This window comes from Stappia sp., assembly GCF_048268045.1.
GTDB lineage: Bacteria > Pseudomonadota > Alphaproteobacteria > Rhizobiales > Stappiaceae > Stappia.
In genome coordinates this window covers 289,546-303,439 of record NZ_JBLWWG010000001.1, presented here as the reverse complement: position 1 = coordinate 303,439, position 13,894 = coordinate 289,546, and the positions used below count along the sequence as shown (strand labels likewise).

Sequence of the window (13,894 nt, the reverse complement as noted above, 5' to 3'; positions counted from 1 at the left end):
TGCCGGCGGCGCGGGGCGGATCTCCGTCCCGCGCCGGCCGAGCGCAGGAAATCAGACGTGTGCGGGGATCAGCCCCAGCACTTGTCCAGGCCTTCCTTGGTGTCGATCGAGGGCACGCCGTCCACCGGCCTGTCGGTCACGAGTGCGACGCCGGTGTCGAAGAAGTTCTTGCCTGGCGTCGGCTCGGGCTTCTTGCCGGTGTCGGCGTATTCCTTGATCGCCTCGATGCCGAGCGCGGCCATCAGCAGCGGATACTGCTGCGAGGTGGCGCCGATGACGCCCTCGGAAACGTTGCGCACGCCCGGGCAGCCGCCATCGACGGAAACGATCAGCACATCCTTCTCGCGTCCCATCGCCTTCAGCGCCTCGAAGGCGCCCGCGGCCGCAGGCTCATTGATCGTGTAGACGACATTGACGCCGGGATCCTTGGTGAGAAGGTTCTCCATGGCCGAGCGGCCGCCTTCTTCGTTGCCGGCGGTGACGTCGTTGCCGACGATGCGCGGATCGTCCTCGTCGCCCCACCGGTTGACGTCCTTCACATCGATGCCGAAGCCGGTGAGGAAGCCCTGGTCGCGCAGCACGCCGACCGAGGGCTGGCTGACGGCAAGGTCCAGCATGGCGATCTTTGCGTCCGCTGCCGCGTCGCCCAGTGTGGCCTTCGCCCATTGCCCGATCAGTTCGCCGGCCTTGAAGTTGTCGGTGGCGAAGGTCGCGTCGGCGGAGTCGATCGGTTCCAGCGGGGTGTCGAGCGCAATCACCAGAATGCCGGCGTCCCGAGCCTGCTTGACGCTGTCGACGATGGCCTTGGTGTCGGACGCGGTGATCAGGATTCCCTTGGCCTGATCGGCGATGCAGGTTTCGATGGCGGCCACCTGGCTTTCATGATCGCCATCGATCTTGCCGGCGTAGGATTTGAGCTCGATGCCCAGTTCGGCCGCTTTCGCGGTGGCGCCTTCCTTCATCTTGACGAAAAAGGGATTCGTGTCGGTCTTGGTCACCAGGCAGGCCGTGACATCGGCCGCCATCGCGGGACTTGCCGCCGCCGCAGCGACGAAGGTTCCGGCGAGCATCAGCTTGCGTAGCATCTGTGGTCTCCTCCCACGTGTTGCCAGTGTTTTGCCGTGCGCCTAGGCGCTCCGGCTGCTGCGTGAGCCTTGGGGCATGGCGCGGATCCTTTCCGGCCCGTCCTCGGCTGCGCCCTTGTCCGCCACCCGCCCTGTCAGGATTGCCGCGCGTGGCGAATAGTTGAAGAAAATTGGCAGGTTGGCGGCACCGGCCGCGCCCGCGTCAGGTCCGAAGGAACCGCGCATCAACCGCGGCGGGCGACGCGCTTCGGGAGCGGTTTCCTGCAGCGCGATCTCAAGGTCTGCAAGCAACCGGTCAGGCAGGCCGGCGTCGATGTCGAAGTCGATCACCACGAGCGGCACGTCGAGCACGGAGATCGCCGACCAGATCGCGGGAGCCAGCGCGGCGACGCAATCCTCCAGCCATTCGTCGACCGCCGGGTTGCGGGCCGCGATGGCCTGCTCGATCTCGGCGCGCGTTTCCACGGGGTGACCGCGATAGGCGATGTGCCGCTTCAGCGAGACGATCGAGGCGCGGGTGAGCAGGATGTCCAGCACGCCGCGCGGCGGCGGGGCGGAAGTCAGGCCGCTTCGCGATACCGGGATCATGGCAATGTCGCCGGCATTGCCGTTGACGCCCTTCAGGCAGTCGCCGCCGTAGACGACGCCTCCGCCGATGGCCGGTCCCATGAACAGATAGAGGAAGTCGTCCTCATGCTGGCCGATGCCCGAGAAAAGCTCGGCGATGGCGGCGGCGGTGCCATCGTTCTCGAAGAAGACGGGATATCTGACGGCTTCCTCCAGCATCGTCTTGAAATCGATGCCGTCCCAGGGGGCGAAAGTGTCTGTCGGGAGGCCAAGTTCGGGGAGCCAGGCGCCGAGGTTGAAGGGCATGGCCAGCCCGACGCCGGCGATCCTCTCCCGGTCGTCGCTGTCGACGAGCTCGATGAGTTCGGCGATGTCGCTGGCGACAATGGCAACGGCCTCCTCCGGCGACGGCAGGATCCGGTCGTGGGAGCGGCGGCCGATGATGTGGCCCGAGAAGTCGGCGACGACGGTCTCGATCAGGGTTCGGTCGAGGCGGACGCCGAAGCCGAAGGCGCCGTTCGGTGCGAGTTGGAGCATCGTGGCCGGCTGGCCCCGACCGCCGCTGTGACGTTTGCCGAGTGTCTCGATCATTCCGCCGGCGGCAAGGTCCTGGATGATGCCGCCGATTGCCGCGTTGGTCAGTTGCGCAAGCCGGGCGAGATCCGCCTTCGAAGCTTCGCCGACCCTGCGTAGAACCTGGAGCACGATGCGTTCATTGTAGCGTCTGAGCTGGACCGAGTTCGATCCCTGACCAACGAGTGGGCGTCTTGGCAACGAATTGTCCTCCCAAGTTTTGCGACTCCGCTCCCATTATCGGACGAGGCCGCTCTCGTTGCCATCCTTGATAAATTTACTTCATTTGATTTATTAAAAAATAGCCATGCCGTACTGTCAATCGAATTCGATGTTGCGGTGCGAAGGCTGGAAAGGGGGCCGGTGGCGGGGTTGTGTCTGGTCCTGGCGGCTCCGGTCATGCGAAGCTTGCGCTGCTTGCAGCAAGATGCGGAAAGGAAACGGACGATGCCGAACGCGACGATGACGGAGCAATTCCTGAGGCGGGCCATCGCCGCGGGGCGCGGCCTCGAGCCGGCCGATCTGGTGATCCGCAACGCGCGGCTTTTTTCCGTCATGGACGGGTCGTTCGTCGACACCGACATCGCGATCGTCGGTGAGCGGATCGTCGGCACGCACGGGCGCTACGAGGGCGCGCAAACGCTCGACGCGGGCGGGCGGGTGGTCGTTCCGGGGTTCATCGACGCGCATCTGCATGTGGAATCCTCCCTTGTCTCGCCCCTCGAATTCGACCGCTGCGTGTTGCCGCATGGCGTCACCACTGCAATCTGCGATCCGCATGAGATTGCGAATGTACTCGGAATCGAGGGGATTCGCTATTTTCTCGATGCATCCGAGCGCACATTGATGGATTTGCGTGTCAATCTTTCTTCGTGCGTTCCTGCAACATCGTTCGAAACGTCTGGCGCACGCCTTGAAATTGCCGATCTTGAGCCGCTTCGAGATCATCCGAAGGTCATTGGACTTGCGGAGTTCATGAATTTTCCGGGAGTCCTTTCCGGTGACCCTGCGGTATTGGCGAAGCTCGCCGCCTTCCAGGGCGGACACATCGACGGACATGCGCCGCTGCTTTCGGGGCTTGATCTCAACGGGTATCTCGCCGCCGGCATTCGCACCGACCATGAGGCCACGACCGCCGCGGAGGCGCGAGAAAAGCTGGCGAAGGGCATGACGATCCTGATCCGCGAGGGATCGGTGTCGAAGGACCTCGAAGCCCTCGCCGAGATCCTCACCCCCGATATGGCGTCCTTCATCGGCCTGTGCACCGACGACCGCAATCCGCTCGATATCGCCGAGGAGGGGCATGTCGACAGCATGATCCGCCGGCTGATCGGTCGCGGCGCGCGGCCCCAGGACGCCTATCGGGCGGCGAGCTGGTCGGCGGCCATGGCCTTCGGCCTGCGCGACCGCGGCCTGGTCGCGCCGGGCTGGCGCGCCGACCTGGTGCTTCTCGACGATCTCGAGAGCTGCCGTGTCCACTCGGTCGTGGCCGGCGGTCGTCCTGTCGATGAGGCCGGCTTTGCCGCGCGCGCTCCGCTCGATCCCGTCGGTCTCGAAAGCGTCGTCATCGGTCGGATTTCGGCGGAGGACTTCCGCATCGAGGCGTCTCGCGCCAACGAACGACCGGTGATCGGCGTGGTGGCGGGGCGGATCATCACCGAGCGGCTTTCGGCGACGCTGCCTGTGCGCGATGGCGCCGTGATTGCCGATCCGGCGCAGGACACGGTCAAGGTCGCGGTTGTCGAGCGGCACGGGAAAACGGGCGGCATCGGCCGGGGCTTTGTCTCGGGCTTCGGCTTGCAGCGGGGGGCCATTGCCTCGTCCGTCGGCCATGACAGCCACAACATCTGCGTCGTGGGGGCGGACGACGCGTCGATGGCGACGGCGGTCCGTCGCATCGGTGAGCTGCAGGGTGGTTTCGTCGTCGCCGAGGGGGATGAGGTGCGGGCCGAACTGGCGCTGCCCATTGCCGGTCTCATGAGCCTGTCGAGCTTCGAGGAGGTGCGCGTCACGTTGGAGGACTTGCGCGCGGCCGCGCGCGATCTCGGCTGCACCCTGGCGGAACCCTTCCTGCAGGTGGCGTTCCTGCCGCTTCCGGTGATCCCGCACCTGAAGATCACCGACATGGGTCTCTTCGACGTCGACCGCTTCGCGCTGGTCGAATGACCGGGGAGGCCGCAAGCTGTTCGCGGGGCGTTGCGATTGTCCGTCGCACGACCAAATTTTTACGTTGACGTAAACGGAAGCTCTGGCGATGGTCGGTGGCGGGGCGACGCGTGTCCGCGTGGTTGTCCTGGTCCGGGGGGAGACCGGCCCGAGATAGGCGATGCGCCATGAATTCGGCGTATAGTGCCTGAAAACAAGAACGACCACAGGTCGGGGAGGAACACTCGTGAGCGAACCGCAGGTCTGGCTTGCAGCCTTTCGTCCGCAGCCCATCCACACCTACCTTGACGATGCGGTGCGTCGTCACGGTGACCGGCCGGCCATCGATTTCCTTGGAAAGGGCTACAGCTACGCCGAGTTCGGGGCGGAGGTCGACAAGGTTGCCGTCGGGCTGCAGGCGCTGGGCGCGGTGAAGGGCACGAAGATCGGTCTGTGCCTGCCGAACACGCCCTATTATCCGATCTTCTACTTTGCCGTGCTGAAGATCGGGGGCATCGTCGTCAACTTCAACCCGCTCTATGTGGAGCGGGAGATCGCAGCGCAGGTGCAGGATGCGAACGCGCGCATCATGATCACGCTCGATCTCAAGGTGATCTACGACAAGGTGGATGCGGTGCGCCGCGCCGGGCATCTCGACACGGTGGTTGTCTGTCCGATGGCCGACGCGCTGCCGCCGCTCAAGAGGCTGCTGTTCACGCTGTTCAAGGCGCGCGACCGGGCGAAGGTTCCTCACGACGACGCCCACCCGCGCTATGGCGAGCTGACGGTCCGCGGGTCGACGCCACATGTGCCGGAGATCGCGCCCGACACCGATGTCGCGGTGCTGCAATACACCGGCGGAACCACCGGGCTTCCCAAGGGGGCGATGCTCACCCACACGAACATCTCCGCCAACCTCGAGCAGATCCGCTCGGTGTTCTGCATGGCCGAGCCCGGTCAGGAACGGATGCTGTGCGTGCTCCCGTTCTTCCATGTGTTCGCCATGACGGTGGCGCAGAACCTCTCGGTCGCCATCGGCGCGGAGATGGTGATGCTGCCGCGCTTCGAGCTGAAGCAGCTTCTTGACGCGGCGAAGCGCAAGCGCGTCACGCTCTTCCCCGGCGTGCCGACGCTCTATACGGCCATCAACTCGGACGAGTTGACGCGCTCCTACGATCTCACCTCGATCAAGATTTGCCTGTCCGGCGGCGCGCCGCTGCCCGTCGAGGTGAAGGAGCAGTTCGAGAAGCTGACCGGCTGCATGCTGGTCGAGGGCTACGGGCTGACCGAGGCTTCGCCGGTGGTCACGGTCAATCCGCTCGACGAGCGCCGCCGGGCCGGGTCCATCGGCATGGCGGTGCCCGGCACGACCATCGCCTTCCATTCGATCGAGAACCCCGCGCAGCAAGTGGGCGAGGGGGAAAAGGGCGAGCTCGTCGTGCGCGGACCGCAGGTCATGGCCGGATACTACGAGCGCCCCGAGGAGACTGCCCGCGCAATCCGCAACGGGGCCCTGCACACGGGCGACGTCGGCTATCGGGACGCGGAGGGCTTCGTCTACCTGGTCGACCGCATCAAGGACCTGATCCTGTGCTCCGGCTACAACGTCTATCCGCGCATGATCGAGGAGGCGATCTACCGTCACCCCGCCGTCGAGGAGGCGATCGTCATCGCGGTCCCCGACACCTACCGCGGTCAGGCGCCGAAGGCCTTCGTCAAGCTTCGCCAGGGCGAGAGCCTTACCGGCGGCGAGATGCTGACCTTTCTCAAGGGGCACCTGTCGAAGATCGAGATGCCGCAGGAAATCGAGTTCCGGGACACGCTGCCGAAGACGATGGTCGGCAAGTTGTCGAAGAAGGAGCTCGTTGCGGAGGAGGCGGGAAAGCGCGACGGCGGGACGGGCTGACGCATTTGTTTCGCGCGAAGTCGCAAGGTGCGTGCGCGCCGCTTGATGCGGCGGGCGGGGCTTGGCATTGTCTTCGTCCTCTTAACCGACGAGCCGGAGGCCGCAGCGCCAGATGACGGGCGAATTGCCGACGTACCTCACGACCAGGGAAATGGCCGACCTTCTCCGGGTCAAGGAGCGAAAGATCTACGACCTGGCTGCAGCCGGCGAAATCCCGCACAGCCGGGCCACCGGCAAGCTGCTGTTTCCCCGCGATGTCGTGCTGGCCTGGATCGAGAGCGCCAGTGACGCGCCGTCGCCGGATGCGGTGCGTCCGACGGTGCTGCTTGGCAGCCACGATCCGTTGCTCGAATGGGCGCTGCGCGAATCGGGCTCGGGCCTTGCCGCCTTCTTCGACGGCAGTCTGGACGGGCTCGACCGCTTCGAGCACGGCGAAGGTGTCGCCGCCGGCCTGCATGTGGTCCAGGACGAGGGCTGGAACACCGACGCCGTGTCCGCGCGTTTCCGCTATCGGCCGGTGGTGCTCGTCGAATGGGCGTGGCGCAACCGCGGCCTGATCGTGCCGCAGGGCAATCCGCAGGATGTCACGCGCCTCGCCGATCTCGCCGGCCGCCGGGTCGTGCGCCGACAGAAAACTGCCGGGGGTCAGTTGCTGCTGGAGCGACTGGCACGGGAGGAGGACCTGGCTCTTTCCCAGGAAGACAGTCCGCTGGCCCGTGATGAGCGCGACGCGGCGCTGGCGGTTCTGGACGGGCGAGCCGACGCGGCCTTTGGGCTCGAGGCGTCGGCGCGGCAGTTCAAGCTCGATTTCGTGCCGGTCTGCGAGGAGCGGTTCGACATTCTCGTTGCCCGCCGCGAGTGGTTCGAGCCGTCTTTCCAGGCGCTCGTCGCCTTCACCCGCACACCTGCTTTCGCCGAAATGGCAAGAAGCCTCGGCGGCTACCGGGTCGAGGGCATCTGGAAGGCGCATTTCAACGGCGGATGAGCCGCCTGTCCGTCCGGTGTGCGGCTTCGTCTGGTGCGCGGCTCAGGGCGGATCCGAGCGCACGCCGGTGCGCGCCGTGACCTGCCGCCCGAGGCGCTGCTCGCGAAAGGCGGTGTAGAGCGCGGCCGTCACGATCAGCGCGGCGCCGGCAAGCGTCGCGATACCCGGGATATCCCCGAAAATGAGAAAGCCGACGACCGTCGCGTAGATCAGGCGCATGTAGTCGAACGCGGCGATGGCGGAGGCCTCGCCGGCGCGGAAGGCGCGGATGTTGCACATCTGCCCGGCCCAGGAGAACAGGCCGACGACGACGAGAAGTCCGAGTTCCTCCCAGGTCGGCGTGAGCCAGTTGTAGAAGGCGATCGGCGCCATGATGACGCCGACGAAGACCGCCTGGTAGCTGAGGATCGTGATCGGGCGTTCCACCTGCGACAGCTTGCGGATGATCACCATCACCACGGATGCGCCACAGGCTCCGATCACGGCAAGGGCCGAATAGAGGTAGGTGCCCTCGGCACCCGCCGGCCTGGCGATGATGATGACGCCGAGAAAGCCGATCAGCGTCGCGGCCCAACGATGGCGGCCGACCGTCTCGTTGAGGAAGAAGATGGCGAGCACGGTCAGGAAGAAGGTCTTGGAAAAGCCGATGGCGGTGGCGTCGGCGAGCGGCAGGTGCACTGCGGCGGTAAAGCCGCACAGCATCGCCGTCGAGGCGCAGACGACGCGCAGCGCATGCAGCATCGGCCGTCGGGTCACCAGCGAATGCGGCAGGCCGTAGATGATTGTCGGGGCGACGATCAGGGTCATCAGGACCTGCCGGATGAAGATGATCTGGGCGACGTGCAGCCGCTCGCCCAGGATCTTGATCAGCGTCACCATGACGGTCAGGAGCATGCCGGCCAGCAGCATCCACAGGATGCCGCGCATGTTGTCGGGCAGAAGCGACAGTCGGTCGCCTGCGTCGCGAAAGCGCTGGGCTGGCCCCCGGTGGCGGGGAGGGGAATCCATGCTTGGCTGTTCCATCGAGCGGGCCGCGTGCGCGGCAAGGCAGGACTGACAGCATAGACCCATCCGCGCCAGCGAAGGAAGGGGGCGCGGACCGGGCGAACGAGCTGAGGCCGATCAAGACCCACTTGGCGGGCCGGGCGGTTTGCCGTTAGTCTGGCCCGCAACGGGCCGCAAACGCGCGTTGTGACGCGCGCGTTTGCGGCCTGACAGACCCGCCGGCGAGGACCTACCTGGCCGAACCGCAACCTCTTCCGCCCTTGACCGCACGTCGCGCGACCCCATGTCGCCAGCGAGCCCCCCGGCAGCCAGCGAACTCCCAATGAGGCCTTTCGAATGAACGAGATTGTCCAGGCGAAATTCGGTATGGGCGCCCCGGTGCGCCGCAAGGAAGATGACGCCCTGATCACCGGCCGCGGCAACTACGTCGACGACCACAAGCCGGAGGGCGTGCTCAAGGCCTTTGTGCTGCGTTCGTCCATGGCGCATGCCCGCATCGCGCTCGGCGACCTTGCCGACGCGCGTTCGGCTCCCGGTGTCGCGATGATCCTGACGGCTGCGGATCTGGAAGGGCTCGGGAACATGCCGACCAAGGCGGTGCTGACCCAGCCCGACGGCTCCAAGCACGCCATTCCCCCGCGCCCCGTTCTGGCCACGGACACCGTGCGGCATGTCGGCGAGCCCATCGCCATGGTGATCGCCGACACGATCGCGAACGCCAAGTCGGCGGCGGAACTGATCGAGATCGACTACGAGCCGCTTGATGCCGTCGTGGAGACGGGCGATGCGCTGAAGCCCGGCGCGCCTCTGGTCTGGCCCGAGAGCGGCACGAACCTCGCCTACACCTTCGAGATCGGCGACGCGGAGGCGACCGGGGAGGCTTTCGCCAGGGCCCATCACGTCACCCGCATCGAGATCGTCAACAACCGTCTCGTGTGCAACTACATGGAGCCGCGCGGCTGTATCGCCGAATATGACAAGGATACCGGGCGCTACACGCTCACCGCCGGCACCCAGGGCGGTCACGGCATGCGAGACATCATCACCGGCGACATCCTGCGGATCGAGAAGGATCGGCTGCGGGTGGTGACGCCGGACGTGGGCGGCGGTTTCGGCACCAAGAACTTCGTCTATCCGGAATACCCGGTGGCGCTGGTGGCGGCGGAACGTCTTGGCCGACCGGTCAAATGGGTCTGCGAACGCTCCGAGCACTTCCTCGCCGACGCCCACGGGCGCGACAATCTCGCCGCCGCCGAGGTCGCGATGGACGAGGAAGGGCGCTTCCTTGCCATGAAAGTCGACCTGATTGCAGCCATGGGTGCCTATCTTCACCAGTTCGGGCCCTATATTCCCTTCCTCGGGCTGTCGATGACGACCGGCCTCTATGACATTCCGGCGATGCACGCGGCGCTGCGCGGTGTCTTCACCAACACCACGCCGGTCGATGCCTATCGAGGCGCGGGCCGGCCGGAAGCCGCCTATCTGCTGGAGCGTCTGGTCGACAAGGCGGCGGCGGAGATGGACCTGTCGCCGGCCGAGCTGCGGCGTCGCAACTTCATCACGCCGGAGCAGCTTCCCTACACGACGCAGGCCGGGCGCATGTACGACACGGGCGAGTTCGCCCAGCACATGGACAAGGCGCTTGCGGCGGCAGACTGGGACGGCTTCGAGGATCGGGCCCGCCAGTCGCGCGAGCGCGGTCGGATGCGCGGCATCGGCATGGCCACCTATATCGAGGCCTGCGCCTTCGCCGGCTCCGAGGAGGCGACGATCGAGCTTGGAACCGACGGCTCGCTGACGCTTCTGATCGGCACCCAGACCAACGGCCAGGGCCATGCGACCGCCTATGGCCAGATCATCGCGGAGCAGTTCGGCGTCGATCTGGACAAGGTTTCGATGATCCAGGGCGACACTGACCGGGTGCGCAAGGGCGGCGGCACGGGCGGTTCGCGTTCGATCCCCATCGGCATGCCCTCGGTGCTCGAGGCCTCGAAGTCGCTGGTGAAGAAGGTCAAGGAACTGGCGGCCGACAAGCTGGAGGCCGGGGTCGAGGATCTTGAGTTGCTGGATGGCGAGGTTCGCGTTGTCGGCACCGACCGTGCCGTAACGCTTGCCGAGATCGCCGCCGGCGCGCCGGAGCCCCTGATGGGGCGCGAGGAGGTACGCCAGAACGAGGCGACCTATCCCAACGGCACACACATCTGCGAGCTCGAGATCGATCCGGAGACCGGTGACACGGAGCTGCTCGACTATGTGATCGTCGACGACTTCGGCGTTGTGGTGAACCCTCTGCTTCTCGCCGGGCAGGTGCATGGCGGCGTGGTGCAGGCCATCGGCCAGGCGCTGATGGAGCAGACCGTCTATGACGAGGACGGCCAGCTCATGACGGCCTCCTTCCTCGACTACCGGATGCCGCGGGCGGCCGACATTCCGCCCATTCGCTTCGACACCCGCAACGTGCCTTCCACCACCAATGCGCTCGGTATCAAGGGTGCGGGCGAGGCCGGCACCATCGGCGCGACGCCGGCGGTGATGAACGCGGTCAACGATGCGCTGCGCAGGGGGGCGGGCGTGCCGCAGATCGAGATGCCGGCAACGCCGTCGCGCGTGTGGGAGGCGATTGCCGCGACCCGCAACTGATCCGTCTCTCCGGGGCCGGGCGACACTCGAAGGAGGGCCGGATCGCCGCGGGGTGGTCCGGCCTTTTTTGCGTGGGCCGTCGGGGCGCGCGACGGCGGGCATTCCAGTCGGTCGGGTCTGGCAGCGGGGGAGAAAGCACGGCGGCACAGTCGCTTGTGCCCGCCGATGGTTGCGCGACCGGGCGCAAGGTGCTTTGCTTGGGTGCGGTCCTCGGGTCCGCTCCTTCCCACCGAGAGCAGGGCGCGCGGATATCGCGATTGCCGCCCGCAGCCCCTCCAGCCCGGACACCTCCTTCATGTCTTCCAAGAGCGCGTCGTCTTCCAGCAGCGCGCCCGTGCCCGGGCCGAAGTCTTCACCCGATCTGAACCACTACAACCCCAGGCTCGGCATCACGCTCAAGGTGGGGTCGGCGCTGCTGTTCACCGGCATGGTGGCGCTGGTGAAGATCCTGTCGGCGCGCTATCCGGTGGGCGAGATAATCTTCGCCCGCAGCTTTTTCGGCATCCTGCCGGTGCTGGCGATGGCGGCCTGGCGGGGCGAACTGCCGGGCGCCTTCCATACCAAGCGGCCGATGGGCCATATCAGCCGAGCGGTTGTCGGCGGACTGGCCATGACCTTCTGGTTCGCCGCCCTTGCCCGGCTGCCGCTGCCGGATGCGACGGCGATCAGCTTTGCCGCCCCGCTGATCACCGTGGTCTTCGCCGCGCTGATCCTGCACGAGACGGTGCGCATCTACCGCTGGTCCGCTGTCGTCGTCGGCTTTATCGGCATTCTCATCATCCTGTCGCCGCATCTGGGCGGCTCGGTGGAGGGACCGGAGACGGCCACCGGGTCGGCCTTCGCCTTCACCTCGGCCGTCTTCATGGCGCTGGCGATGATCACCGTGCGGCGGCTCACCGGCACGGAGCGGACCTCGACCATCGTCATCTGGTTCGCCGGCGTGACCTCTATCATGGCGCTGATGAGCGCTCCCTTCGGCTGGATCATGCCGGATGCGACGGATTTCGCGATGCTTTTGTGCATGGGGCTGCTTGGCGGCGTGGGGCAGATCCTGCTCACCAGCAGCTACCGTTTCGCCGATGCCTCGACCATCGCGCCCTTCGATTATTCGACCATGCTCTGGACGGTTATCGTCGGCTGGCTGGTCTTTTCCGACGTGCCGTCGGTGGAGGTGATCGCCGGAGCCCTGATCGTGATCGGCGCGGGCGTTTTCGTTATCTTCCGCGAGCGGGCGCTCGGGCTCGACCGCTCGAAGGAGCGGCGCACGGTAACGCCGTCCAAGGTCTGACCCGAGCCGCCGCAGCGATTCGCGTGGGGCTCAAAACGCCTTGAAGGTGATGATTGTCTTGGTGTCGAGGATGCCGTCGAAGGGATGTACCTTCTCATTGACGAAATGACCGATATCGGTCTCATCCTCGACGTAAAACTTGACCATGAGATCGTAGTCACCCGCCGTCGAGTAGATTTCCGAGGCGATTTCGGCGTCAGCAATGGAATTCGCGACCTGGTAAGCCTTGCCGAGATGGCATTTGATCATGACGAAGAACGGGATCATCTTTCTCTCCGTTGCGGCGCTCGCGCAGGGTGGCCGGCGCCGGTTTGGGTTGCCCGCCAGTGAAGCGGAAGCGGGCACGCTCGGCAAGTGGCGTGCCGGCCGCCGATCCGCGTCTCCTGTGCTTTCTGTCGGTCAAAGGGGGGATGGCGGAGGCTGGAAAGTTGCGGCATGGGCCGGAACCTGCCATGAAAACGGGACCGTTCGGCTCGCTCGCGGGTCGCACAGGGCGGTGCGAAACGACCACGGAAAACAGACGACCACGGAAAGACGCGATGACGACCCGTCGCCCCACTGATGCCGATGCCGAGTGCCGCGAGATCTCCGGTCCGCGGCCGGCCAAGTCTGCCGGCGCCGCCGGGCTGACCCGACGCGGGGCGCTGGGGCTTGCCGGGGCGGGGGTCGTGGCCTCGCTCGCGCGTCCGGCGCTGGCGCAGACCACGATCGAATGGAAGATGGCGACCGCCTGGCCGGCGGATCTGCCGGGGCAGGGCGCCTCGGCGCAGCGCATTTGCGACATGATCGCGGAACTGAGCGGCGGCCGCATGCGGGTGCGCCTCTTTGCCGCCGGGGCACTGGTGCCGGCGGCGGAAGTGTTCGACGCGGTTGCCTCCGGAACGGCGCAGATGGGACATGCCTCTCCCGCGTTCTGGCAGGGGCGGATGCCGGCGGCGGCGTTCTTCGCCACCGTTCCCTTCGGCATGCTGCCGGGCGAGCATGTGACCTGGATCGAGCGTGGCGGCGGGCAGGAGCTGTGGGAGGCGCTTTATGCGCCCTTCGGCGTCCGGCCGTTTCTGGCTGGCAACAGCGGCTGCCAGCTCGGCGGCTGGTATCGGCGTCCGGTCGAGCGGCTGGAGGACCTTCAGGGGCTCAAGATCCGCATGCCCGGCCTTGGCGGGGAGGTCATGCGGCGCCTCGGCGCAACGCCCGTGTCGCTGCCGCCCGGCGAACTGATCCCGGCGCTGTCGAGCGGACTGATCGATGCGGCGGAATTCCTCGGTCCCGCGAGCGACCGTCCGCTCGGGCTCGCAGCCGTTGCTCCCTATTGCTACGCGCCCGGCTTCCACGAGCCGAACGGGGCAAACGAGGCGCTCGTCAATGCGGTTGCCTTCGACGGCCTTTCAAGCGACCTGAAGGCGGTCGTGCGGGCTGCGTGCCGGGCGGAGACGGTTCTGTCGCTTGCCGAAAGCGAATGGATCAACGCCGACGCGCTGCGGGCGCTGCGCGAGGAGGACGGGGCTTCGATCCGCGTCTATCCCCAGGACATTGTCCAGGCGCTGCGCTCGACGGCGCGCGATGTGGTTTCCGGGCTCGGCGCCGACGGTGATCTGGCGCGCGACATCTTCAAGAGCTATTTCCGCGCGATGAACCGGATCGCACCGTGGAGCGATGCTTCCCGCCGGCTCTTCCTGGAAGGCCGCGGCGTCTACTTCTGA

General features: G+C 66.4%; 10 protein-coding genes. 6 read left to right on the top strand and 4 right to left on the bottom strand.

Annotated features, from left to right (window positions below; translation table 11 throughout):
- Positions 1 to 68: 68 nt before the first annotated feature.
- Positions 69 to 1,085, bottom strand: coding sequence for a sugar ABC transporter substrate-binding protein (locus tag ACN0WF_RS01375; protein ID WP_417770973.1), 1,017 nt, complete (start codon positions 1,083 to 1,085; stop codon positions 69 to 71).
- A gap of 42 nt (positions 1,086 to 1,127) precedes the next feature.
- On the bottom strand, positions 1,128 to 2,426 hold the full coding sequence (locus tag ACN0WF_RS01370) for an ROK family protein (protein WP_417770972.1): 1,299 nt from the start codon (positions 2,424 to 2,426) through the stop codon (positions 1,128 to 1,130).
- A gap of 198 nt (positions 2,427 to 2,624) precedes the next feature.
- On the opposite strand from ACN0WF_RS01370, the gene ade reads away from it, so the two are divergent.
- The 3 genes from ade to ACN0WF_RS01355 all read left to right on the top strand — a co-directional run bounded on the left by ade (position 2,625) and on the right by ACN0WF_RS01355 (position 7,261).
- A complete protein-coding gene (gene ade / locus ACN0WF_RS01365) occupies positions 2,625 to 4,391 on the top strand; it encodes an adenine deaminase (RefSeq protein WP_417770971.1) in 1,767 nt (588 codons plus the stop codon).
- Between the two features lie 226 nt (positions 4,392 to 4,617).
- Positions 4,618 to 6,276, top strand: a complete 1,659-nt coding sequence (locus ACN0WF_RS01360; RefSeq protein WP_417770970.1) for a long-chain-fatty-acid--CoA ligase — start codon at positions 4,618 to 4,620, stop codon at positions 6,274 to 6,276.
- Between the two features lie 112 nt (positions 6,277 to 6,388).
- The gene (locus tag ACN0WF_RS01355) at positions 6,389 to 7,261 is read left to right on the top strand and encodes a substrate-binding domain-containing protein (protein ID WP_417770969.1); all 873 of its coding nucleotides are present in this window, start codon (positions 6,389 to 6,391) and stop codon (positions 7,259 to 7,261) included.
- Positions 7,262 to 7,303: 42 nt separating this feature from the next.
- Here ACN0WF_RS01355 and ACN0WF_RS01350 read toward each other — a convergent pair whose 3' ends face one another.
- Complete coding sequence (locus tag ACN0WF_RS01350; RefSeq protein WP_417770968.1) at positions 7,304 to 8,269, bottom strand: DMT family transporter; 966 nt, start codon at positions 8,267 to 8,269, stop codon at positions 7,304 to 7,306.
- Positions 8,270 to 8,602: 333 nt separating this feature from the next.
- Here ACN0WF_RS01350 and ACN0WF_RS01345 point away from each other — a divergent pair, with 333 nt between their 5' ends.
- Together ACN0WF_RS01345 and ACN0WF_RS01340 are read left to right on the top strand one after the other, a co-directional pair.
- Positions 8,603 to 10,906: a xanthine dehydrogenase family protein molybdopterin-binding subunit gene (locus tag ACN0WF_RS01345; RefSeq protein ID WP_417770967.1), complete on the top strand. Its 2,304-nt coding sequence runs from the start codon at positions 8,603 to 8,605 to the stop codon at positions 10,904 to 10,906.
- Positions 10,907 to 11,201: 295 nt separating this feature from the next.
- On the top strand, positions 11,202 to 12,194 hold the full coding sequence (locus ACN0WF_RS01340; protein WP_417770966.1) for a DMT family transporter: 993 nt from the start codon (positions 11,202 to 11,204) through the stop codon (positions 12,192 to 12,194).
- Positions 12,195 to 12,224: 30 nt separating this feature from the next.
- Here the strand turns inward: ACN0WF_RS01340 and ACN0WF_RS01335 are convergent, their stop codons facing one another.
- Positions 12,225 to 12,461: an Lrp/AsnC ligand binding domain-containing protein gene (locus tag ACN0WF_RS01335; protein WP_417770965.1), complete on the bottom strand. Its 237-nt coding sequence runs from the start codon at positions 12,459 to 12,461 to the stop codon at positions 12,225 to 12,227.
- A gap of 272 nt (positions 12,462 to 12,733) precedes the next feature.
- Here ACN0WF_RS01335 and ACN0WF_RS01330 point away from each other — a divergent pair, with 272 nt between their 5' ends.
- The gene (locus ACN0WF_RS01330; RefSeq protein ID WP_417770964.1) at positions 12,734 to 13,894 is read left to right on the top strand and encodes a TRAP transporter substrate-binding protein; all 1,161 of its coding nucleotides are present in this window, start codon (positions 12,734 to 12,736) and stop codon (positions 13,892 to 13,894) included.

What these genes read in the sequence shown, in the direction of transcription:
- ACN0WF_RS01375 (WP_417770973.1), bottom strand. Translation starts at nt 1,085, where the DNA reads ATGCTACGCAAGCTGATGCTCGCCGGAACCTTCGTCGCTGCGGCGGCG.
- ade (WP_417770971.1), top strand. Translation starts at nt 2,625, where the DNA reads ATGCGAAGCTTGCGCTGCTTGCAGCAAGATGCGGAAAGGAAACGGACG.
- ACN0WF_RS01355 (WP_417770969.1), top strand. Translation starts at nt 6,389, where the DNA reads ATGACGGGCGAATTGCCGACGTACCTCACGACCAGGGAAATGGCCGAC.
- ACN0WF_RS01350 (WP_417770968.1), bottom strand. Translation starts at nt 8,269, where the DNA reads ATGGATTCCCCTCCCCGCCACCGGGGGCCAGCCCAGCGCTTTCGCGAC.
- ACN0WF_RS01345 (WP_417770967.1), top strand. Translation starts at nt 8,603, where the DNA reads ATGAACGAGATTGTCCAGGCGAAATTCGGTATGGGCGCCCCGGTGCGC.
- ACN0WF_RS01340 (WP_417770966.1), top strand. Translation starts at nt 11,202, where the DNA reads ATGTCTTCCAAGAGCGCGTCGTCTTCCAGCAGCGCGCCCGTGCCCGGG.
- ACN0WF_RS01335 (WP_417770965.1), bottom strand. Translation starts at nt 12,461, where the DNA reads ATGATCCCGTTCTTCGTCATGATCAAATGCCATCTCGGCAAGGCTTAC.
- ACN0WF_RS01330 (WP_417770964.1), top strand. Translation starts at nt 12,734, where the DNA reads ATGACGACCCGTCGCCCCACTGATGCCGATGCCGAGTGCCGCGAGATC.